We start from the raw sequence: 22,725 nt of genomic DNA, 5'->3' as shown, positions 1-22,725 counted from the left end.
AGCGGGAGCCACAGGTGATACTGGCTCGACCGGAGCCACGGGAACGACCGGCTCACCGGGAGTAGCCGGAGCACCTGGCCCAACGGGAGCCACAGGTGATACTGGCCCGACCGGAGCCACGGGAACGACCGGCTCGCCGGGAGCAGTCGGAGCACCTGGTCCAACGGGGGCGACAGGTGATACCGGTCTGACCGGAGCCACGGGATCGACCGGCTCACCGGGAGCAGCCGGAGCAACTGGCCTGACAGGGGCGACAGGCGATACCGGTCCGACTGGAGCAACGGGATCGACTGGTCCAACCGGGTCCACGGGAGCAACTGGTCCGACTGGAGTCACGGGATCGACTGGTCCGACTGGAGTTACGGGATCGACTGGTCCGACTGGAGCAACGGGATCGACTGGAGCAACGGGAGCAACTGGTCCGACTGGAGCAACGGGAGCAACTGGTCCGACCGGAGTTACAGGCCCAACGGGTTCTACAGGGGCAACAGGGTCTTTTAGGGAATTTCAAGTATCTGAAAATTCACCAAATACAACAGGGAGTTCAGCAATTCCATTAACTACAACTGCAACGACATTAAAAACAATCACAATAACAGGAGTTACAGTAGGAAATAGCGTATGGCTAACCGGATTTGTCGGATGGGAGTCAACGGCAGGTAATACCGCCGTTCAGTTACAAATTCTCCGTGGGGTAACCATAATATTTAGCGTTAATCATCACGCAAGTGCAAATAACACTTTTCAAGTTACCAGTGCTGATCATGTAGATTTAACCCCAGGAACAGGAAATATTAATTACTCGTTAGTTGTTTTGACTGTGGTAGGCACAGGTAATGCTATCGGAGCAATTACATTTACAGGAGCTTTAATATAAATAGAATTTCTAAGCCGCTGATTGAATAAAAAACTGCACCTCCAATGTTAGATCGTGTCTAACAATTGGGGTGCAGTTCAGATTGGGTGGTTTTCGTTTGCAACAAATTTTATATGTTACTGTTCGTTCGAGCTCCAGCTTTTCTTCTTGAGCAGATAGATTCCGGCTACCAGGATGAACCACACCGGCGTAACAAACAGCGCCACTCTCGTATCCTCGGCCAATGCCAGGATGACCAGAACGAAGACGAGAAAAGCGAGCACTACATAGTTGGACAGCGGGTACAGCGGCAGCTTGAACGTGTTGCGGCCAGCCAGCTCCGGCCGGGTACGGCGATATTTCAGATGGCTGATTACGATGATTGCCCAGACAAAGATAAAGCAAACGGTCGATACACTCGTAATCAGGGTAAATACCCCTTCGGGCATCACATAGTTCAAAATAATCGCGATCAGAATGATGGCACTGGAGAACATCAATGCATTGGACGGAACCTGCCTTCTGTTCAGCCGGCTCAACGAGCTCGGAGCGTTGCGATCCTTGGCCATGGAGTACATCATCCGGCTTGTACTAAAAATAGCACTGTTGCAGGCTGAAGCCGCGGACGTCAGCACAACAAAATTGACAATTCCTCCTGCTGCGGCCATGCCAATGGCTGTAAATACCTGTACAAACGGACTTTCGCTTGGTACAATCGCGTTCCAAGGATAAATACTCATGATGATCAGCAGTGCGCCGACATAGAAGAGCAGGATCCGGATCGGAATATTATTGATCGCCTTCGGAATGACCTTCTCGGGGTCCTTGGTTTCCCCTGCCGTCAGTCCAACAAGCTCCATGCCTACGAAGGCGAAGACCACCATTTGAAAAGAAAGCAGAAAACCATGAATCCCTTTCGGGAACATTCCGCCATGATTCCATAGATTCATGAAGCTCGAAGGTCCCTTGGCGGTGGAGAAGCCTTTGACAATCATAAATAATCCGACGAGAATCAGGGCCAGAATCGCCACTACCTTGATCAGGGCAAACCAAAATTCCATCTCCCCGAACAGTTTAACCGTCGCCAGGTTCATAAGGAGCAGAATCACAAGGGCGATTAACCCCGGCATCCACTGAGGAACCTGCGGGAACCAATATTGAGTATACAGCCCGACTGCAGTCAGATCCGCCATCGCAATCGAAATCCAGCAGAACCAGTAGGTCCAGCCCGTAATAAAAGCGGCCATATTCCCCAGATAATCACTTACAAAATCAACAAACGAATGATACTCCAAATTACTGAGCAACAGCTCCCCCAATGCACGCATTAGCAGGAACAGAACCATACCTGTAATGATGTAGGCGATCAGGATGGATGGACCTGCCAGATGGATTGATTTTCCTGCCCCGAGGAACAAGCCGGTACCAATCGCACCTCCGATGGCCATCAGCTGGACGTGTCTATTTTTCAACCCCCGTGTCAACGTTTCTCCCTGCATGGTATGTCACCACTCTCTTTCTGTAAATATTCTCTAAGGGCTGAAAATTTTTATACCTTTCATATTATAATAATTTGACCAGAATACCTATCCTTAAGCTGAAATTTTTTAGTTCATATCAAAAAAAATCCCACCTTTGGCGGTTAGACGAGTGGTGTTCGCGTATAACCAGGGTCTAAAATGAATCGAAGCCAGCGTACTGACTTAGTGCTTCATCCGCCTTGTGTATTTCAGATCATTTACGGAACGGTAGTATAAGGTCTATACTTAGGTACAAAAAAGGAAGTTATGGTATGCTCGGAACGTTAAATCGGAGGCTCAATGCCGCTATGCCGCTGATCACGCCCATCAGCATTCTAATCGGCGTCCTGATCGGTACGCCGTTGTCGGAATACACCGGATTCTCTCCCTGGCTATTTGCATTCATGACCTTCGCGGGCAGTATCAGCATGGGCTTCAAAGATTTTGTCCATGTGATCAAGCATCCCGGTCCGCTGATTGCCTGTCTGTTTATTCTTCACCTGGCCATGCCGCTGCTTGCAATGATGCTTGGGCATCTGTCTTTCGGCGATGACCCTTATACGATTACCGGGCTTATTCTTGGTGCGGTCATCCCCACTGGCATTTCCAGCTTCGTGTGGGTCAACATCTACAAAGGCAATACAGCGCTGACGCTAGCCATCATTTTGATCGATACGATTCTGGCTCCATTCGCCGTTCCCGGCGTTATGTCCCTGCTGATTGGAGCGGATGTGCAGCTTGATACCTGGGCGATGATGCAAAGTCTGTTCTGGATGATTGTCGTCCCTTCGCTCATCGGCATGGTGTTGTACGAATGGACCAAAGGGAAAATCAAGCAGGTATGGGGACCTCGGCTTGGCCCGTTCTCCAAGCTGGCCATGGCACTTGTTGTGATGATTAACGGTTCGGTAATCGCGCCCTATCTGGTTGATTTTAATCTAAAGCTTGTCGGGGTGTGCCTATCGATAGTCGCTCTTGCTTCCACTGGATATGTGATCGGTTACCTGATCTCCAAGCTGATGAGATGGAGCGATGCCGACCGTACGGCACTTTAACGGCGGCATGCGCAATATCAGCGCAGGAGCTGTGCTTGCTATTACCTACTTCCCAGCTCCGGTAGCGCTGCCTGTGGTGCTGGGAATGATTTTTCAACAATCCACCGCGTCTTTGGTCGGATTTCTGCTGAGTCGCAATGACCGAGGCAAGACCAAGGAGCGGCGAATCGCCGCCTAGAATTACTGACCAACAGCCACAAGCCTGTAAGCTTGTGGCTGTTTGCTTTTTTACTACAAAGAATGACACTTATGATTGATATAAACTGGTATAATTGATGCATATTCTCCATAAGGAGGGGACATGTATGACCATAACCATGGGGCGGATTGTGGATCACCTGACCAAGGGAATAAGCATACCCAATGCGACCGTAGATTTGCTTAAACCAGGGCACAGGGATGCTGAAGTGCATGGAATTGTAACCGCTTTCTGTGCATCGCACTATGTCATAGAGCAAGCTGTTTCTCTAGGTGCGAATTTTATCATTACGCATGAAGGGGTTTTTTACAGCCATCAGGGGATGCAGGGAGGTTGGCTGCAAGACCCTGTTTTTCAGCAGAAATCACGTCTGATTGTCGACTCGGGGATAGGAATCTATCGTTTTCATGACACCATACATCGTTATCAACCTGATGGAGTCATGATTGGACTTCTTCGGGCCTTCGATTGGCATACCTATGTAGTGAAACAATTGCCGACGGCCGCCATTTTGACGATTCCAGCGATGGAGGTTAAGGAGGTCGCCGAATATATCAAAGCGAAGCTTCATATTTGTTATGTACGGGTAGCTGGAGAGCTTACGATGCCATGTGAACGAGTGGGGATCATGGTAGGATACAGGGGAGGTGGTGAGCTAGCTATTCCATTATTTCTAAATGAAAATGTGGATTTGATCATTGCCGGTGAAGGACCGGAATGGGAAACGCCGGAATATGTAAAAGACGCTGTTTATCAGGGTCGAAATAAAGCCCTTATCATGCTGGGACATGCTGAGAGTGAAGCGCCTGGTATGAAATATCTCGCTGATGAGCTTTCTGCCCAATTCCCAATGCTTCCCGTTCATTTTGTTGAGGATCGTCCAGTGTTCCAAATCGTGTAATCGAGCACCTGTCTTTTGTAATGATAAATCCCGCACTGTTGTGATATCCGTTCATCAATTTCTATGAAATGGAGGCAAGATGATGGGGAGCAGAGTGATTACGCCGTTCAACACAGACTGGAAATTTATAGAGGGTAATTATACAGGTGCCGAAAAGCCGGATTATAACGATGAGCAGTGGCGGCACCTTCAAGTCCCTCATGATTGGAGCATTGAAAAGTCCTTTGATCCGCACATGCTGTATGGAGGCAACCAAGCCTATTTGCCCAGATGGTCTGTGGGATGGTACAGAAAGCATTTTCGTGTGAAGCCCTCTTCTCACAAACAGCGCGTATACATACAATTTGACGGGATTCACAATAACAGTGAGGTTTGGATCAATGGGCATTTTGTGGGTAAGCGGCCTTATGGATATGTTAGTTTCCAATATGATTTGACCTCATATATTCGGTGGGATGGAGATAATGTGATTGCTGTCAAAGTGGATAATACCACTCTTCCGCCTGACAGATGGTATTCAGGGTCCGGTATTTACCGTCATGTCTGGCTGATTTGTACGGATTATGTTCACGTAACCGAATGGGGGACTTACATCACCACACCTGAAATTTTACCGGATGAAGCCAAGGTGAGTGCCAGAATCCAGATTGCGAATCATCATGCGCATGCCGTAGCGTGTCATGTGGTGACTGAAATTATAGATTCACAGGGACAATTACAAGGAAAAAAGGAAAGCCTAATGACTCTTGCGGGTTTGGAAACAGGCGAAATAGAGCAAATAACACGGGTTTTGGAGCCGGAACGATGGTCACCGGAGAACCCAGTGCTCTATGAGGCTCAAACGATCATCTATTACGACAATAAAGAGGTAGATTGTTATCGTACCCCTTTTGGTATAAGAGAAGTGAAAATGGATGCTCAACAGGGGCTATTTCTGAATGGAAGCAGCTTGAAGTTGAAGGGAGTTTGCATTCACCATGATCTAGGCTGCCTGGGAGCCGCTTATCATAATACGGCCATGAAGAGAAGGCTACAGAAGCTGAAGGAAATGGGCTGTAACTCAATTCGCTTTGCCCATAATCCGATGGCCCCTGAATTGCTGGACCTTTGTGATCAGATGGGGTTCCTGGTGATTGATGAAGCTTTTGACAAATGGAAGTCACTTTCCTATGAGCATGTATATGATGAGTGGTGGAAAAAGGACCTGGAAGCGATGATGGTAAGGGACAGGAATCATCCCAGCATTTTTATGTGGAGCGTAGGAAATGAAGTAGAGAACCAGGGGCAACCGTCCATGCTCGGGATGCTGGAGCAGCTCGTCGCCTTTTGTCATGAGAAAGATCCGACCCGGCCTGTGACATGTGCACTGGAGCCGCATAATACACCGATCAGTCTGCGTGATGGTCCGATTGAAGCCAAGGTGGAGCATACCAAGCTGCTGGCACAACGAGTGGATGTTCTTGGGCTAAATTATCAGGAGCAGTGGTATGAGCACTACAGAAGGGCGATGCCGGATACGCTTATCATTGGAACCGAGACTTTCCCATACTATCGCGGTAAGGATAACCGGGTAAAAGGCTATTTGCCCATCAATCCCTGGTTTGATGTCGCTAATCATGATTATGTGATAGGTCAATTTGTTTGGAGCGGGATAGACTATCTGGGGGAAACAAGCTATCCCTCCAAGGGGTGGTCCTCGGGTCTGATTGATACTTGCGGGTTCCGCAAGCCGGTGTCCTATCTTCATCAAAGCCTATGGTCAGATGAGCCTGTTGTGCACATTGCTATACTTCACGAACTTATGAGGCCGGAACACAATCCGCAATGGACGATGCACTGGAAATCTCCGGGTATGGAGGATCATTGGACATTTCCTGAGTACGGTGGAAAATTGATCCGGTTGGTGACCTTCACCAATTGTGAGCGCGTAGAATTGGTAGTAAACGATGAATCTTACGGTGAGAGAAGGCTAGTCGATTATCCTGATCATTTAATCATGTGGGAGCTTCCCTATACACCGGGCAAAATTCGGGCGATTGGCCGCAATGGAAATGAGAAGATTTGTGAGCATGAATTAACCACTGCCGGACCCCCCTACAGTCTAAAGCTGCAGGCAGATCGGACGGTTTTACCTGCCGATGGTCATGAAATATCCCATGTGGAAGTAACGGTCATAGACCAAGAAGGGGTTATGGTGCCCAATGAGGAGTTTGATTTAGCTTTTCAGCTGCATGGTGATGGTCGTATCCTTGGAATAGACAACGGTGATCTCACCAGTGATGAACCCTTCCAGGGAAAGCGGAGACGAACACACAAAGGGAGATGTCTCGTTATTGTGCAATCCGGATATCAGTCAGGTGAGCTGTTGCTTCAAGCTTCTGCTGATGGAGTGGTGCAGGGGGAACTCAGACTGAATGTTGAACATAAATATTAATGACTATAGAGGTTGAATCAGAAATGATTTTGTAAGGTTTAATTGAAAAAGGGTTAAACAGGTGATGAGTGCTCGCATTTCCTGTTCAACCCTTTTTTAATATTTTTACGGCATTAAACAATGGCATTTTAAATGCTAATATGCAGAGTAATAAATAATCATATTCATCCTGACCAACGTTTCTCCTGGATTATAGTAGATATGCGGCCGGTCTGCTTTAAAACGAATGGAATCCCCAGCTTTTACTGTGTACATTTCTTCACTGACTTTGACCACCATCTCACCCTCAAACACCGTAATAAATTCTTCTGTACCTTCACGGTGAGGCGTTGAACTCAATTCCCCGCCTTTATCGATCTCTACTGTGTATACCTCAAAATTTCGGTTGCCCTCATAAGGGAAAAAAGGGTACAACCGATAGCAGTTATTTTCTTCAAGCACCTGCACTTTGCTTTTAGGAACGACAACTGCTGCTGGAGACGGCTCATGAATCAGCGCAGAGAAGGAGATTTTCAGTCCGTTGGCAATCTTCCATACGGTTGTAATGGAGGGATTAGATTCTCCCCGTTCAATCTGGCCGAGCATCGTTTTGCTGATGCCTGTCAGGTCGGCCAATTTATCTAGACTTAATTTTCTTTCATTCCGTAAATGTTTTAGGTTGTTACTTAAAACCAGATTAATATTCTCCATAAAATTCAATCTCCTTATTGTGCTTTATAAAGAACATGTTGTACAATCATAGAGCACATAATGTGCTTTTTAACGTACAAATAATGCAATTATAGCACACAGGAGTTGACTTTTATATGCCGCTTCTTCCGTTTCTTTCTTATGCGCTTGTTACGAGCTTTACGCCTGGTCCGAACAATATTATGTCCTTAGATAGTGCCAGGCGAATGGGGTTGAAAAGAGCATTTCCCTTTTTGCTGGGAGTAACAGCCGGCTGTTTTTCCATCATGCTGTTAGCCTGCTATTTCAACCTTGCTCTGTATCATTTTTTACCACGAATTAAAATCTGGATGAATATACTGGGAAGTCTTTACACGCTCTATTTGGCGGTAAAAGTAGCCATGAGCAAATCCTCGACGAAAGATAATGCTCACAATGAAGGCTACTCCTTCAAATCAGGCCTGCTACTGCAATTTATCAACCTAAAAATCATTTTGTATGGTATCACGGTCATTTCAACTTTTGTGATGCCTTACGATGATTCATACATTGCGCTTTTTATCATCTCACTACTCCTTACGGGTATTGGTTTTGCAGCTATCGTTTGCTGGGCGGCTTTTGGTGCTCTGTTTCAGCGTTTCATAAACAAATATGAGCGATCCTTCAATATCGTAATGGCCTTTTTGCTCCTGTATAGTGCACTGTCTATATGGATTTAAAAGAAAAACTAATAAACTGTATACTGTGTAGACTATAATTCATGTTACATGCAGTGGGAATGAGGTGTCTGTTATTTATGTATAGAGTGGCTATCTGCGATGATGAGCACGAACAAAGAGAACTTGTTAAAAATATGCTGATCGCTTTATCTATAAAGACAAATATAGAATTTAAAATTGAGTTATTTGACTCGGGAGAACAACTGGTATCTCATTATCTGAATCATGAGTCGCCATTCCATATCTTAATATTGGATATTGAAATGAATGGGTTGAACGGAATTCAAACAGCCCAAAAAATAAGGAGTTTGCGTCACCTTGATGAACAGATTGTTTTTTTAACGAGCTATCCTGAGTATATGCTGGAAAGCTTTGACGTGGTTACCTTTCAGTACTTGATAAAACCGATTGCTTCCCATATCTTTGAGGAAAAAATGATAAAACTGTGTCAGTATTTTCAATCTCTTGATAAAAAATTTGTTATCATCAAGTCGGCTTATGAAGAGGTGCTTTTAAAATATGATGATATCATTAGTATTGAAGTGGCCAAAAGCTTGACCATAAAAAACAAACTGCATTTTGTAACCTCTACACAAACCTATGATAGCAAAGGGATTCTTTCAGATTATGCAGCAGCATTAAAGGAGTATAATTTTCTGCAAATTCATCGTTCGATTATTATAAACTTAATTCATGTCAAAAAATTTGCTGGCGGTGATGTTTTGATGTCAAATGATGTGAAGCTGCCTATTGGACGTTCTAAAATAAAAGAAGTTAAAGATTTGTATACCAAATTTATGATCATGAAGATGCATTAATATGATGGAATATACCTACCTGCTTCTTAATCTATGTGTTGTACTGGTGATGTGCTTTCAGGTGAATTTTTACTTTAACTCCGTTTTTGATAAGTCCAATCGAAAGCCAAATAGATTCATGTATTTCATCATTTTTGGATTACTGAACATCTTATATTTAAGTGTTTATCTGTCTCCTACGCTATCCTCCATTTTGGCATTAATCGTCATATTTAGTTTAGCGCAATCCTATACAGTGGAAATAAAGACAAAGATCATTTTTTCCATACTTTATGCTGTATTGTTCACGATCGTTAATTTTATATCCCTGTATATTTTATATGCTGTAGACTCCGTCAAGATTAGCAACTTCAGTCATTTGAGCGGACAAGATCACTTGATATTTTCAAAGGTTATGTTACTTAGTTGTATTATCATGTTTGCTGTTATTCAGATTATACGATTATTTGCCAAACGCAGAACCTTCCCTTTGCATGCTCGTTACTACATTTTATTTTTAATTGTTCCCATCATAAGTATCTACCAGGTCAATGTTTTATCTGTTTATAGTGAAAAGAATATGTACTATTTTGTATCTATTATTAGCTTTATTTTCTTAAATGTTTTTATTGTATATATTTTCGATAATATCATTGAAAAATTCCAGTTAATGCATGAAAATGCTCAATTACAACACCAGATGGACTATCAAGATGCTAACTACGAAAAAACGGTTCACAGCTTCAAAAATATGAAAAGAATTATTCATGACACACACCAGCAGTTTTTGTATATTGAAGAATGTATCAAGAGAAATGAATTAACTGAGGCAAGTGAACATATTAAGGTTACATTAAACAAAATCGAAGGAGCCTATCAAAGGGTTAATACCGGTAACCTGGTAATAGATGCCCTTGTCACAAATACCCTTAATATTGCTCAGGCCAATGGCATAAAGGTAGATACCCAGCTTAACTTGTATTCACAAAAAGTAAATATTGAGCGTTATGACTTGTGTGTCGCTCTGGGAAATATGCTGGATAATGCCATAGAAGCATCTAAAAAGGTCAAGATTGCGGATGACAGGTACATTCTTATTAAAATACATTCCAATGAATCTGCGCTTTTCATTCACATCCTGAATCATATGGAGAATGAAGTTGCCCGGTTGCATAGTCAAAAATCAAACCCGGATATTCATGGTATTGGCTTAACCAATATATCCAGAATATGTGACAAATACGGTGGAAACATGACCATTGAAACGAAAAATAAAATATTTAATAATATGGTTTTATTGCCATTTTATAAGGACAATCCTTAGATAGTATGTTGTTTAGGGATTGTTTTTTTCGTTTCAGGGTGACTTTTTTATATAGAATCCTCGTTCATTGTATGATCAGTCCAGTAATAAAATCTGGTGAAGCCATAAGAGGAGGAAATATGGAATGAAGAAAATAATAGCTGTGTTCATTTCGGCTATGCTTTTTGTACTGCCGATGACGAATGCTTTTGCTCAAGGCAATCCTGAACTCATCAAGGAAAAGGCTCGCAATCTGGCCTCGGAGCTGGTATCCAAATACGGTGCTAGCGGTGTGCAGTATGCCATTATGGACCATGGAAACATCGTATTAACGGATAGCGTGGGTGTAAAGAAAAAAGCAACCAACGAGCCGATCACCAAAGATACCATGTTCGGTATAGGCTCTATCAGCAAAATGTACGTGTCTGCTGCAACGATGATGCTGGTGGATGCCCATAAAGTCGATATTGATCAGCCGCTAACAACATACATTAAGGACTTTACAATGGCCGATGAAAGGTACAAAGAAATTACACCGCGTATGCTGTTAAATCATTCGTCAGGCCTTTACGGTGCCCACTTAAAAAATAGTATGTTATTTAATGACAATGATACAAAAAATCATGATGAGCTATTGCTGAGATTACAATCAGAAACTTTAAAATCCAACCCCGGCGAATATTCTGTATATAGTAATGATGGTTTTCAATTGCTTGAAATATTGGTTGAACGGGTGAGTGGTCTAAGCTATACCGAATTTCTGGCAAAGCATATTAGTGTCCCTTTGGGTTTGAACTCTACGAAAACACCACTCGATCAGTTTGATAGACAAAAGCTGTCCAAAACTTATTTTCCTGCGATTGAGGGGGCCTTACCCGTTGAAAATGCCAATGTGCTTGGAACAGGAGGCTTATACTCCACCGCAGAAGAGGTGGCTATGTTTTCAGAAGTATTAACGGGGAACAGACCCGATATTTTATCTGCACAATCGGCGAAGTCCATGCAAAGTCATGAATATCGAAAAGGAATATGGGTACCTGAAGAGACCAACAGCTTTAATTATGGACTTGGTTGGGATGCGGTTCAGTTGGCACCGTTTAGTGATTACGGAATAACTGCGTTATCCAAGGGTGGGGATACTGTTTTGTATCACTCTGCTTTGATCACCATACCTGAGCATCAAATTTCTATGGCTGTGCTTTCATCTGGAGGGTCTTCCATCCTGGATAGTATTTTTGCTTCTAACGTTTTATTGGAGCTTTTAAAAGATAAGGGCATCATAAAAGACATCATACCTGATAAAACATTTGAGCCTCCTGTAAAAGTGGAAATGCCATCTGATTTACTTTCTTATTCGGGAATATACGGTTCTGTGGGTACAACCATCAATGTAGAGATTAAAAACGGTGAGTTTGATTTACCTGCTCTGGAGGGATTCGTCCCGGCGCAAAAATATGTGTATACAGGCGATGGACAATTCAAAAGCAGTGATGGCAGTGTAGCCGTAAGCTTTGACAAACAAAAAAACGGGAAAACGTATATTAAGGCTAACATATATTTAAACTTTCCGGGATTAGGCCACATGGTTATGGTAACTTATGAATATCAAAAGCTTGATGCCAATCCGCTAAATACTACAGTTAAAAAGGCATGGGAACATAGAAACGGGAAAAATTATTATGCCCTGGATGAAAAGATATCTTCTATTTTTTATCTGGCCCCGTCATTTATAACGAAAAAAATATCCGTTGATCATGATGGATACGCAAGTGGTACTAAAATTGTGAATGAAAATAAAGCAGTAAATGCCGTTGAAATTCCTGTTATGAGTGGAAGAGATGCATTTGATCTGAATTTTAATACCAAGGATGGTTCAGAGTATTTAACCATAGATGGACAGTCCTATATCAGTGAAGATGCTGTTAAACCCATCCCGGGCGGGAAATCAGTGTACACCATACCATCGAATGGCCAAGCTAAATGGTTTACAATAGATAAAAAATCAGCCCATAAAACGATGACCATTGATGCTTCAACAAGCGGAGGGTTTGCTGTCTATGATGAAAAAGGAGCACTTGTAGATTTTTCAACTGCCAGCCACAACAATTCGGTTGTTCTGCCCCAAGAGGGCTTGATCGTTTTGGGTGGCAATGCAGGGGATGTATTTAAAATCCATTTAAATTAAGCGTACAGCCGCTTCTGAAAAAAATCAGGAGCGGCTATTATGATAATAAGGTCTTCTTACAGCGGATATTTTATAATCGTTATTATTCGCCAGCCATCTTCAAGGCTTGATCAAGTACGGCCGGACCATTGCCTCTTCCGTAAGCCATCGTGTCAATGACATCTACTGGAATACCATAGGGAGCTGCAATTTCAGTAACTGCATTTTTCCGCATCCGCACTTGAGGACCTAGTAAAATAGCAATCACAGAATCATTGATGCTCGCTAATTCTTCCCTAATGGTACTTTCGGGGATGGCTTCGATGTTAATCTCCAAGGATCTCGCTTCTGCTTCTTTTTTCATCTTGGATACCAGAATGGATGTGGACATGCCAGCGGCACAAGCAAGAATAATTTTTTTCATCATTCAACGCCTCCATAAATCTATTTTTTAGTCCAGGATTTTGCAAAATTCGATTCCAGTCGCTCCAAAGTGCAATATATAGACAAACTAGACCATTTTGATCTATATATTGTTGATTGGAAGTCGCTTATTGGATTTTTGCAAAATCCTCAGTCATTGAAATTGGCTCGCAATTGATCACTTATACTCTTCGTCCAGATTCACAACAAATGAACGTTCCTTGATCGTCGACTGGTACCAGTAGCCGGATTTTTTCAGATGCCTGCTTCTATCGTCCTCCAGGTTAATTTCTACTAATCCATAGCGGTTTTTAAATGCATTCATTGGAGAAACATTATCGGTAAAGGCCCACAGCATATAACCCAAGCAGTTGGAACCTGCCTCCACAGCTTTTAACGCATTGTATAGATGTTCAGAAATAAAATCAATGCGGTAATCATCCTGGATGATTTGTTCCTCATTCTTGAAGGCAGCTTCATTTTCGATACCCATTCCATTTTCGGCAACAAACCACTCGATATTGTTATATTCGTCCTTGATGCGCATCCCCATATCATAAATAATTTTAGGATTAATTTCCCAACCGCGGGACTTGTTCATCTTCTTACCTGGAAGATCAAAATGTTCATAGTAGTATGCCGGGTGAAAGGGGGTGCTTTCATTCCATGCCCTACTTGGTGCTTTTACCCGATGCGGATAATAGAGATTGATACCCACATAGTCAACAGTATTTTCTTTTATGATATTCAGCTCTTCCGGAGTCGATTCGAATGTAATGTCATGCTTACCCATCAAGTCGAACAGTTCTTGCGGATACTCCCCTTTGAGAAGAGGGTCCATAAACACTCGATTGTAAAATAAATCATACACATGCGCGGCATACTGATCGCGAGGTGCACTCGACCGGGCATAGGTGACTTCAGGGTTGAGAATAACGCCTATTTTGGCCCCGTTTTGATGATAGCCTTTTGCTGTGAAGAGCTGCACACATTTGGCTGTAGCCAGTGCTTTGTTATAATTCCACTGCATCCATTTCCGGGTATTCTGTTCATAGGGATAGCGTATGGCATCCAGATACACACGAGTCTGGACGACAATCGGCTCGTTGAACGTAAACCAGTGCTTTACCCGGTCGCCGTACCGCTCAAATACCTTTTCTGCGTATTTTATAAACAGCTCCACGACATGCTTGGACGACCAGCCATCGTATTTATCCAGCAGATAAGCAGGCAACTCGTAGTGCTCCAAGCAAATCATCGGCTCGACGCCGCTGGAGATCAACTCGTCAATGACACGGCCGATATAATCGGCATAGGTTTCATCCACTACAACATTCTCGTAATCTGTCAAAAATCGGGACCAATTAATGGAGGTGCGATAGTGTGTCAGGCCAATCTCCTTCATGAGTGAAATATCTTCGGCATAGCGATTATAGAAATCGGTGGCCCCGGCAGGCCCGTATCCATTATGCCAGACGTAGCGATCATTTTTGTACCATACGTCCAGATAGGAGTCTTGACCTTCCTTCTTACCGCTCCAGCCCTCTGTTTGCCAGGCGGAAGCAGCAGCTCCCATAATGAAATTTGTTGGAATGTGAACCTTATGACTAGCCATGAATTGCTCCTCCTTTTTGTTGACATATTTATTATCCAGCAGTACGCTTGTTGGCAATTTTGACGAACGGCAGATAAATAATAATCGCCACCACAATACATACGATCTGAGTAACGACAGCTCCAATGCTTCCACCTGTAGACAGGTAGGCATTAATAATAGGTGGAGTCGTCCATGGCACCATGATAACCGCTTTACCTGCAAATCCCAGTAGTGTCGAAAAGTAACCAATTGTTCCTGTGATCAGCGGGGTAACAATGAACGGAATAGCCATTAGAGGATTCAACATAATCGGAAGTCCGAAAATGACAGGTTCATTAATATTAAACAGTCCTGGGCCAAATGAAAGCTTGGTAATTTCCTTCATATCCTCACGCTTCGAGGCGATCAAAATGGCAATCAGCAGGGCTAGTGTAATTCCTGAACCACCTATGCTCATGTATACATCCCAGAAAGGCATGGTAATAATGTTGGGAATCGGAAGCCCTTGCTCATAAGCAGTCATGTTGACTGTGATGGCTCCAAGCAGCAGCGGTTCACGAATAGGTTTAACCATCTGGTTACCGTGAATGCCGATGACCCAGAAAATTTGTGCAACCAGCATCAACACCAATATACCAGGCAATCCTTGTACTACGGTCTCCAGTGGTTTTTGCACGACATTATAGACAGCGTCATACAAATAGAGGCCTGTGAATTTATGAAACAAGATTCCAAACGTTGAGAAGACCGTTACAGTAATAATGGTTGGAATAAGTGCCGAGAAGGAGACAGCCACATTACTGGGAACGCTTTCAGGCATTTTGATTTTAAGTCGGTCGGACTTGCCCAGCTTGCTATACAGCTCAATGGATAGAATGGATACAAAAATCCCTAAAAACAAACTTTTGGTATCTGTGAACTGACGGGCAAGAACGTCAGTTACTTTTTGCATCTCCCCGTTAACCATCATTTCAATCGTTGTTGGTGTCACAGATACAAAACAAATGACAGCGAGTAACCCTGGAAAGAGATTTTTCTCTCCATTGATTTTTCCTAGCTCCAAACCAATCATGAAAATGGCTAGTATCGTAAGGATATTTAAGCTGGCATAGTTTATACCTGAAAAAATAGGTTTGTACTCTGCGAGGAACGAGAAGGGCTTAAAATGCGCGAGTCCGTTAACCGGGTCCATGACCATATTGGAAATCAATACAGCAAAGGCACCTACAATAATGACAGGCATTAATGTAATAAAGGCGGTTTTGATGGCAACGATATATTTAAAATTGTTGATCGCATTGGCTACAGCTGTGAGGCCGTTGACCAATTTTTCTTTGATAGCCATGGGATAGCCCCCTTTATGATTTTGAGCCTAGATGTGCAATACGTTCATACAGGTCCACAAATTCTGAAGCCATATCTCGAATGGAAATAGCATTCATTAAATGATCCTGTGCATGTACGATCATGACTGACATTTCTGTTTTTTCGCCCGATGCTTCTTTACGGATGAATTGGGTTTGAATTTTGTGTGCGGCCACCAACTCGTTACTGGATACAGTTAATTCCTCTCTTGCTTCCTCAAACTTTCCTGCCTTTGCCAGCTCGATCGCTTCCATTGCTGAACTACGTGCATTTCCTGCATATAGAATGATTTGAAATACAAACTCCGTGTCGTCTATGCTTTCCGTGCTTACATCCGAATTTTTAGTCTCATCGCTATTCACGTTATTCAATCCCCTTTTATTTAGTTGTGCTGATGTAGGTTTATTATAAACTGGAACCGCTTTCAATAAGGCGTATGTTTTTTCCTCTTCTTAACGGAAATTATCCATGCTCCTTGGACTTCACCTTTGGCAGCAAAAGAGAAAGGACCTTCGCTATTAGGCTCAGGTCCTTGTTTGCTTTTATATTCAGGATTTTTGCAAAGTCCTCTATTCATTATGATGGTATAGCGTCTGCACAAATTCCGTGTATGTTTTGCAGCGGATAAGCCGTTGAACGAGATTTTCATTATTGAGAAAACCTAGCATAATATTGTACATGCTTTGTAGATCTTCTGTTTTACGACGTTGTATACAGAGCATGCAAACAAACTGAACGGGCTTACCGTCCCAATCAATTGCCTTTTGTAATGTACAGATAGCCCAAAAGGTTGAATGGGCCAATGGTTCCATTGGATGCGGGATCGCGACCAGATTTCCAAATGCAGTCGGAGATACCGCTTCCCTCTCTATAACAGACTGTAGCAGTGGTCCATTCACAAGATCGGCTGCTTGTATTTTTTGAGATAAAAATTCAAGCACTTTGAGTTTGTTGTCAAACTTTTGCTGAAGAAAAACCATCTTTTTGCGAACATATTGCACAGCCGGAGGTTTTGCCTCGGAGAGGGCGCTTTCAAGCTTATGGATATCGGAACCGTCCAAAAATGTATTTACATGAATCAGAGGGACAGAAAGCGGTTCCGAAAGCGGGATGGTGCTGATGACAAAATCCAGTGTATCCAGCGACATCTGTTTGAGTTTATACAGCTCGGTTATTCCTACAATTTCCAGCTTGGAACCGAATGTCGATTGAAGCTTATAATACAGCAGTTTTGCGCTGCCGAGTCCAGAAGCACATACGATCATCGTTCTTTTGGGTTTGCCTTTTATTTTTTTTCTTTCCATAGCACCCCCGATATGGATAGCCAAATGACCAATTTCGTTCTCCTCCATTTGTATCCCGAGCCGCAGCTTGACTATTTCGGCTGCAATGATGCCCGCTTCAAAGGCAAGCGGGTAATTGCTTTTGATTTTATCCAGCATAGGATTCCGTGAATTCATTCCGTATTTATGACGGTTAATGAGTGGCTTGAGATGAAGGCACAAACCAACCAGCAACTCTTTATCGCTACGAATGTCCAGTTTTATCTGCTCTTCGATTTGATTGAGTATTTCAATAGTTAATTCGTATATATCTTGATCAATGATGGCTTTAATCTCTTCTTCATCCATATGGGCAGTGACAATGGTTCTTACACCTAGCAGATGTATGGCAATATAGACAATTTCAGCAGACGGAAAAGAGTGCCCCATTTTTTGCTCCAGATCGAGTACGATTTCAGATGCGACATTAAATTCATTCTGTGCTTCAATTTTTTGGATCTCTGAAGGGTAATACGAAACGTATCTTTCATCCCGTATACGCTTACATGCAATTGCAATATGAATCATAAGATTGTTCAGCGCAATGTCCGATAGTTGAATTTGATTGAGCTCAATGCGTTCCAGAATGACTTCTCTAATTAAATCCATGTCTTCATCAGAAATAATAGGGAGCGTAGAAAGCTTGCGATCGCTTATTTCATCTCGTCTGCCGAATAAACAATCGGATATGCAATAACGAAGTTTTGCTTCACTACCTTTAATTTTAATGCCGTTATGCGGACGATTCTCTAGTGATAATCCATAAGCCGCAAGAATTTTGCGCATATCCTTGAGGTCACTTTGTAACGTATAACGGCTGACATATAATGTTTCAGCTAAATCATCGAGCTTAATATATGCTTTAGTAAGCAGCAGCTTTCGGATGATATAATGAATTCTTGCTTCAGAAGAACTTGCCGCCTGCTCGGGCACGATCTCTTGTTCTTTTAATTTCTTCAGCAGATTATAAAATCTCTGCTCATCCCAAATTTCCAGCTTGTAACCTGTCCCTTTGAGCGACTTGATGGTTGCTCCATGCTCGGATAAAAATGTATCTAATTCCTTTAGATCTGTACGGATGGTTCGTGTCGATACGTTCAACTCATTTGCCAGATGTTCTCCCTTAATAATCTGCTGAGCAGCCAATATATGAAGAATATCGAAAATACGCAAGCTGCGACTCCTTTCGTATCGGTGATGATTAGAAGTATACATTATTCTAAAGTACTATGCTAAGCATCCAATCAATGACTGGAAAATGATATTCATTCAGAAGATGAACCTAAATCCGTTATAGATAACTTAATATCGAAGGTTACTGGGATTTGACTGAATTTATAATCCCAATCATCCTTTACTTTTTTCCACGCTTGAGGTTTTTCAATATATAAGCGTTCGCCAAAACCGGCAACATCGACTTTATATTCCGATTGTAGCTTGTACATAAGAGACTTAATCCTTTTAGTCAATTCTTTTTTAAATACTTTCTCAGCCTCTTTCATGTTCTGTGTTTTAGTTGGGTCCAATTTCTCATCCCAGTTTTCGATGAAACGTCCTTTGGATTCAATCTTGACATGAAACGAGATATCGTTTCCATTGGCCACCTTAGGCGTTATATCGCTTTTTACCGATTTGATCTCATAAGTTATAGGTTGATTCCGCTCATCATACGTTTTGATGGCTCCCCCCTCAACATCACCTTTAATCCATGCAATACTATCCACATCTTGTTGATCTAAATTACCGATCCAGTGACCGGTATCTCCCTTAATAATGCCTGCGCCTGAAAATTCGAATTCTCCATCAGCATCAATAATGTTTTGCAGGATATAGCTTTTCTTGGAATGCATCAACCCATCCAATTCGGACAAATTGACGCCTCTCATCACCTTGCCGGTTCTAAAATGGTTGCGAAGCATGTACAGAATATGAATGGACGGGACCTCACCCTTGTATTTTGTAACTAATGTGTCGGCTGCTCGACCCTTACTTAAGAAAACCACACAGCTTGGGCGAATATCATTATCGCGCAGCACAAAATCCATCAATTGCTGCATCGTCTGCTGTTTCGCCAGTTCGGTGGAAACCACCATGACCTTTAGGTGGTGACCAATGATCGGACGGTCCAAACGAAGGGAAAATTGCCGGAATATTTCAAGCAAAGAATCGCCGGTGGCGGCAATATTTATATAGTTTGGCCCTTGTCCACCACCGCCTTGTTTAGCTGCGCTACCGAAAGATTTTTTGGGAACAATTTGCACACTGGCAGTCATTTTATTTTTCTTGAAATATCGGCTGCCTTCCTTCTCCAGGGCTTGTTCCAATGGAGTGAGCTCACCCTTATCCAGAGCCACTCCTGTATATATGCTTAAATCCTCCACTTCTTTGCTGCTCCAGCACCCGGTTTGAGTCACCAAAAGAATGAAGGCAAGCAGCAAAGATAAAATATGTCGTCTACACATTGTGCTTCAATCCCTTCTTTCTGATGATAAAAACGATGGAAAGAAGTACCGGAACCAGGAAAAATAAAATGATTCCCATGTATCCGATCGCATCGCCCAGACTAAACACCTCAGTCATACGTATAGGAGTCATCGTAGAGATAAAGATGACCGGGATTAAGCAAAATACAGCATAACGGTATTTAAGACCAAACACCTGTGAGATACCTAAGGAGGCATTGAAGAAAAAACTGCAGAAGTTACAAAACATTTGCATCGTCCAGATCACCAGCAGCGGAAACTCCATACGTTCAAAAAGAAAGCCAGGAAGTTCAAAGCTGCGTATTAAATTAATGGTGGGCCAAGTGCTTGTCACAGTAGAGTCCACAGATAACCCGCCGACCACTATAACTACGGTCAAGAAGTACAGTATCCAAGGGATACTGATCCCTACTATCATGGCTTTGACAGCTTTTTCGGGATGCTGTAAGAAAGCGACCAGTGTCATGATTACTTCACATCCAGTGAAAATAAGGACAGTCGATTTTAGCCCCTTGATTACAGGAAGAATCCCGTTGCTCAATACGGGGCGAAGATGGTCAATTTGAAAGATTCTCAGGCTAAGGACAAAACAGAGAAGCAGAAAGAAAAGACTGATCGGAAGTACAATCTGGTATAGCCGCGCGATGGGATTAATGCCTCCAAAAACCAGATAACATCCCACCCAGATGAATGGAATGACAATCGCCCAGATTGGTGTCCCTTCGAGCAGATAAAACAACGTCACTTCCGCTAATACACGAATCTCAAAGCCAGCGATGATGAGAAAGTATATAATTAATAACATACTTAAAAATCCTCCTGGAATAGTCCCTACGATTCTCCTGGAGTATTGATACACGGTGTTTTCAGGAAACTGTTGACTTAATTTGACCATCACCAAGACCACTAATATAACAATACATCCGCCGATCAGGACAGAAAGCCATGCATCAGGAGTCTTTAGCGTTTCGGTTACACCTCTGGGCAAGGTTAAAATCCCTGCCCCGAGCACCGTATTGGTCAGGAATACTGCCGCCTGCTTGGATGTGATCTTATCATCAGAGCGTGTAAACACCATAATTCCTCCATCCTCTGGGTACTATGATTTGCGCTTGCTTTGCTGAGTTTTCATCATAATAGGTCTTCGTTTCATCTTAGATAGAGGAGCCCGGATGTACACATCCTTCCAATCGCTTGCACGTATGGGGGAGAAGGGAGTCACATACGGTACGCCAAAGCTTTTCAATTTCGTCATATGGATACAAATTAACAGGAAGAACAAAATGGTACCGAACATGCCCAGCATTGCTGCAAACAGCATTCCGACGAAACGCAAAAGGCGCAAGCTGATGCCCGCACTGTATGACGGGATCGAAAACGAAGAAATAGCAGTAACTGAAACCACAATGACCAGGAATGGGCTGACAATGCCCGCATTTACAGCGGCGTCGCCAATGACCAAGCCTCCGACAATGCCCATCGCAGGACCAATAGGTTTGGGTAATCGTATGCCAGCTTCCCGCAGGATTTCGATTGAGACTTCCAGAATCATGACTTCTATGACGGATGGAAAAGGGACGCCTTGACGGGTCTGAATGATACTAATGACCAGCTTGGTCGGAATCAAACCGGGATGAAACGATATAAAAGAGATATACAAAGCAGGACCCAGCAGTGCTATGAAAGCTCCGAAAAATCGCAGCAAACGTAAAAGTGACCCCGGAATCCAGCGCTCATAATAGTCTTCGGGAGATTGAAGCAGCATACTGAAGGTCACCGGGACAATAAGTGCAAAGGGAGTCCCGTCCAGCAGAATGGCTATTCTTCCTTCCAGCAATGCATTAATGACACGGTCGGGTCGCTCTGTGTTGTGAACCTGCTGAAAAGGACTTAAATAATTGTCTTCAATAAGCTGTTCCACATAACCGGATTCAGCCAAAAAATCCATGTCTATTTTTGAAATTCTGTGGTTCACTTCTTCAAGAAGATCCGGATTCACAATATCCTTGATGTACGCGATAACCAGATCTTTTTTGATTCTGCTTCCGACCTGGAATTTCTTTATTTCCAAACTTTTATTTAAGCCTTGACGTCGAAGCATCGAAGTGTTTTCACTTAATACTTCCGTAAAGCCAATTCTAGGACCACGAAGTAATGCTTCAGAGGTCGGTTCATTCACGGATCGAACAGAGCCATTAGGGGACCCGACCAGGAGTGCTTCTTTCATTCCTTCAATGATTAACACGGTATGACCTAAGAGGATTAACTCGTGCAGATTCTCCATATCTGCAACTTCACTAATTTGCGTAAGTGGCATCAAGCTTTCTTTTATAAAAGATTTACTTATACGTTCCTGCTGTTCCTGTTGGCCTTGTTGGCTCTCAAACATCAAGACCTGCAATACCTGCTTGTTCATAAGTTCCTCATCCTGCATACCGTCTATGAAGATTAGCACGGACCGTGCATGGAATTTTTTCACCATAAACTCACGAAAATGCACATCACTATTCTCGCCTATAGCTGCTTGGATCGATTTCAAGTCGGCATCATAATCCCCTGTAATTTTGGAGCTTGGTTCCTGCTGTTGATCAGCGTGAGCTTTGTGATCTTTATTGGCAGATGAACGGTCAGGAGGATGCTTGGAAATCGCGCCCTTACTGCCCACAAGTGAATAAATTGAAGTGTTTATATAATAAATCCCTAATGGAAAAATCAATGCGAGGCCGGCCTGAAATAATGTAGTCCAGCTTGGAATATAAGGTACTATTTTGGACCACATGATGATGCCCCCCAAACGATTCAATTCATTTCCCCGTAGAGTAACAGGTTGTCCATAAAGTATTCCTTGTAAAGGAATTATTTACTCATCAAACGGACCGATGACTTGTCATCTCCTCATATTTTTGCGGAAACCTCGT

16 protein-coding genes and 2 pseudogenes are annotated in these 22,725 nt (G+C 43.0%); 8 read left to right on the top strand and 10 right to left on the bottom strand.

All coding sequences use genetic code 11. The features are described 5' to 3' along the window. Positions 1 to 877 (top strand): annotated as a pseudogene (locus tag BAZ21_RS30085) (collagen-like protein); the annotation flags it as partial. A gap of 116 nt (positions 878 to 993) precedes the next feature. Here the strand turns inward: BAZ21_RS30085 and BAZ21_RS22130 are convergent. Beyond that, positions 994 to 2,355, bottom strand: coding sequence for an amino acid permease (locus BAZ21_RS22130; protein WP_068505080.1), 1,362 nt, complete (start codon positions 2,353 to 2,355; stop codon positions 994 to 996). Between the two features lie 293 nt (positions 2,356 to 2,648). Here BAZ21_RS22130 and BAZ21_RS22125 point away from each other — a divergent pair. The 3 genes and pseudogenes from BAZ21_RS22125 (at position 2,649) to BAZ21_RS22115 (ending at position 6,965) form a co-directional block, all read left to right on the top strand. Beyond that, a pseudogene (locus BAZ21_RS22125) lies at positions 2,649 to 3,609 on the top strand (bile acid:sodium symporter family protein). A 127-nt stretch (positions 3,610 to 3,736) separates the two neighbouring features. Then, entirely contained in the window at positions 3,737 to 4,531 is a 795-nt protein-coding gene (locus BAZ21_RS22120; protein WP_068505079.1) for a Nif3-like dinuclear metal center hexameric protein, read from the top strand. A gap of 82 nt (positions 4,532 to 4,613) precedes the next feature. Further along, positions 4,614 to 6,965: a glycoside hydrolase family 2 TIM barrel-domain containing protein gene (locus BAZ21_RS22115; RefSeq protein ID WP_068505078.1), complete on the top strand. Its 2,352-nt coding sequence runs from the start codon at positions 4,614 to 4,616 to the stop codon at positions 6,963 to 6,965. Between the two features lie 135 nt (positions 6,966 to 7,100). Here the strand turns inward: BAZ21_RS22115 and BAZ21_RS22110 are convergent, their stop codons facing one another. Further along, entirely contained in the window at positions 7,101 to 7,655 is a 555-nt protein-coding gene (locus tag BAZ21_RS22110) for a helix-turn-helix domain-containing protein (protein WP_068505077.1), read from the bottom strand. 116 nt (positions 7,656 to 7,771) lie between these two features. Here BAZ21_RS22110 and BAZ21_RS22105 point away from each other — a divergent pair, with 116 nt between their 5' ends. The 4 genes from BAZ21_RS22105 (at position 7,772) to BAZ21_RS22090 (ending at position 12,638) form a co-directional block, all read left to right on the top strand. Further along, the gene (locus BAZ21_RS22105; RefSeq protein WP_068505076.1) at positions 7,772 to 8,353 is read left to right on the top strand and encodes a LysE family transporter; all 582 of its coding nucleotides are present in this window, start codon (positions 7,772 to 7,774) and stop codon (positions 8,351 to 8,353) included. A gap of 77 nt (positions 8,354 to 8,430) precedes the next feature. Further along, on the top strand, positions 8,431 to 9,171 hold the full coding sequence (locus BAZ21_RS22100) for a LytR/AlgR family response regulator transcription factor (RefSeq protein ID WP_068505075.1): 741 nt from the start codon (positions 8,431 to 8,433) through the stop codon (positions 9,169 to 9,171). A gap of 1 nt (position 9,172) precedes the next feature. Next, positions 9,173 to 10,474, top strand: coding sequence for an ATP-binding protein (locus tag BAZ21_RS22095; protein WP_068505074.1), 1,302 nt, complete (start codon positions 9,173 to 9,175; stop codon positions 10,472 to 10,474). A gap of 124 nt (positions 10,475 to 10,598) precedes the next feature. After that, positions 10,599 to 12,638 carry a serine hydrolase domain-containing protein gene (locus BAZ21_RS22090; protein ID WP_068505073.1) on the top strand — a complete coding sequence of 680 codons (2,040 nt, stop codon included), beginning with the start codon at positions 10,599 to 10,601 and terminating at the stop codon, positions 12,636 to 12,638. A gap of 82 nt (positions 12,639 to 12,720) precedes the next feature. Here the strand turns inward: BAZ21_RS22090 and BAZ21_RS22085 are convergent, their stop codons facing one another. From BAZ21_RS22085 to BAZ21_RS22050, 8 genes are all read right to left on the bottom strand, one after another. Continuing rightward, complete coding sequence (locus BAZ21_RS22085) at positions 12,721 to 13,041, bottom strand: PTS sugar transporter subunit IIB (protein WP_068505091.1); 321 nt, start codon at positions 13,039 to 13,041, stop codon at positions 12,721 to 12,723. Positions 13,042 to 13,218: 177 nt separating this feature from the next. Beyond that, positions 13,219 to 14,655, bottom strand: a complete 1,437-nt coding sequence (locus BAZ21_RS22080; protein WP_068505072.1) for a glycoside hydrolase family 1 protein — start codon at positions 14,653 to 14,655, stop codon at positions 13,219 to 13,221. Positions 14,656 to 14,686: 31 nt separating this feature from the next. Beyond that, a complete protein-coding gene (locus BAZ21_RS22075) occupies positions 14,687 to 15,982 on the bottom strand; it encodes a PTS sugar transporter subunit IIC (RefSeq protein WP_068505071.1) in 1,296 nt (431 codons plus the stop codon). A 13-nt stretch (positions 15,983 to 15,995) separates the two neighbouring features. Continuing rightward, the gene (locus BAZ21_RS22070) at positions 15,996 to 16,364 is read right to left on the bottom strand and encodes a PTS lactose/cellobiose transporter subunit IIA (RefSeq protein WP_068505070.1); all 369 of its coding nucleotides are present in this window, start codon (positions 16,362 to 16,364) and stop codon (positions 15,996 to 15,998) included. Positions 16,365 to 16,571: 207 nt separating this feature from the next. Continuing rightward, complete coding sequence (locus tag BAZ21_RS22065) at positions 16,572 to 18,497, bottom strand: BglG family transcription antiterminator (RefSeq protein ID WP_068505069.1); 1,926 nt, start codon at positions 18,495 to 18,497, stop codon at positions 16,572 to 16,574. A 92-nt stretch (positions 18,498 to 18,589) separates the two neighbouring features. Further along, positions 18,590 to 19,786 (bottom strand): Ger(x)C family spore germination protein, encoded by a 1,197-nt coding sequence (locus tag BAZ21_RS22060; RefSeq protein ID WP_068505068.1) that lies wholly within the window; start codon positions 19,784 to 19,786, stop codon positions 18,590 to 18,592. Then, a complete protein-coding gene (locus BAZ21_RS22055) occupies positions 19,779 to 20,882 on the bottom strand; it encodes a GerAB/ArcD/ProY family transporter (protein WP_068505090.1) in 1,104 nt (367 codons plus the stop codon). Before BAZ21_RS22055 ends, BAZ21_RS22060 begins: the two co-directional genes overlap by 8 nt. A 24-nt stretch (positions 20,883 to 20,906) precedes the next feature. Then, a complete protein-coding gene (locus BAZ21_RS22050; protein WP_068505067.1) occupies positions 20,907 to 22,586 on the bottom strand; it encodes a spore germination protein in 1,680 nt (559 codons plus the stop codon). Positions 22,587 to 22,725 lie beyond the last annotated feature (139 nt).

The sequence above is a fragment of the Paenibacillus kribbensis genome (assembly GCF_001705305.1).
GTDB classification, from domain to species: domain Bacteria; phylum Bacillota; class Bacilli; order Paenibacillales; family Paenibacillaceae; genus Paenibacillus; species Paenibacillus kribbensis_B.
Note: the sequence above shows the minus strand (reverse complement) of the source record. Positions and strands in the feature narration are given on the sequence as shown.

Coding starts and splice junctions, on each gene's coding strand:
- BAZ21_RS22130 (WP_068505080.1), bottom strand. CDS start 2,355: ATGCAGGGAGAAACGTTGACACGGGGGTTGAAAAATAGACACGTCCAG.
- BAZ21_RS22120 (WP_068505079.1), top strand. CDS start 3,737: ATGACCATAACCATGGGGCGGATTGTGGATCACCTGACCAAGGGAATA.
- BAZ21_RS22115 (WP_068505078.1), top strand. CDS start 4,614: ATGGGGAGCAGAGTGATTACGCCGTTCAACACAGACTGGAAATTTATA.
- BAZ21_RS22110 (WP_068505077.1), bottom strand. CDS start 7,655: ATGGAGAATATTAATCTGGTTTTAAGTAACAACCTAAAACATTTACGG.
- BAZ21_RS22105 (WP_068505076.1), top strand. CDS start 7,772: ATGCCGCTTCTTCCGTTTCTTTCTTATGCGCTTGTTACGAGCTTTACG.
- BAZ21_RS22100 (WP_068505075.1), top strand. CDS start 8,431: ATGTATAGAGTGGCTATCTGCGATGATGAGCACGAACAAAGAGAACTT.
- BAZ21_RS22095 (WP_068505074.1), top strand. CDS start 9,173: ATGATGGAATATACCTACCTGCTTCTTAATCTATGTGTTGTACTGGTG.
- BAZ21_RS22090 (WP_068505073.1), top strand. CDS start 10,599: ATGAAGAAAATAATAGCTGTGTTCATTTCGGCTATGCTTTTTGTACTG.
- BAZ21_RS22085 (WP_068505091.1), bottom strand. CDS start 13,041: ATGAAAAAAATTATTCTTGCTTGTGCCGCTGGCATGTCCACATCCATT.
- BAZ21_RS22080 (WP_068505072.1), bottom strand. CDS start 14,655: ATGGCTAGTCATAAGGTTCACATTCCAACAAATTTCATTATGGGAGCT.
- BAZ21_RS22075 (WP_068505071.1), bottom strand. CDS start 15,982: ATGGCTATCAAAGAAAAATTGGTCAACGGCCTCACAGCTGTAGCCAAT.
- BAZ21_RS22060 (WP_068505068.1), bottom strand. CDS start 19,786: ATGTGTAGACGACATATTTTATCTTTGCTGCTTGCCTTCATTCTTTTG.
- BAZ21_RS22050 (WP_068505067.1), bottom strand. CDS start 22,586: ATGTGGTCCAAAATAGTACCTTATATTCCAAGCTGGACTACATTATTT.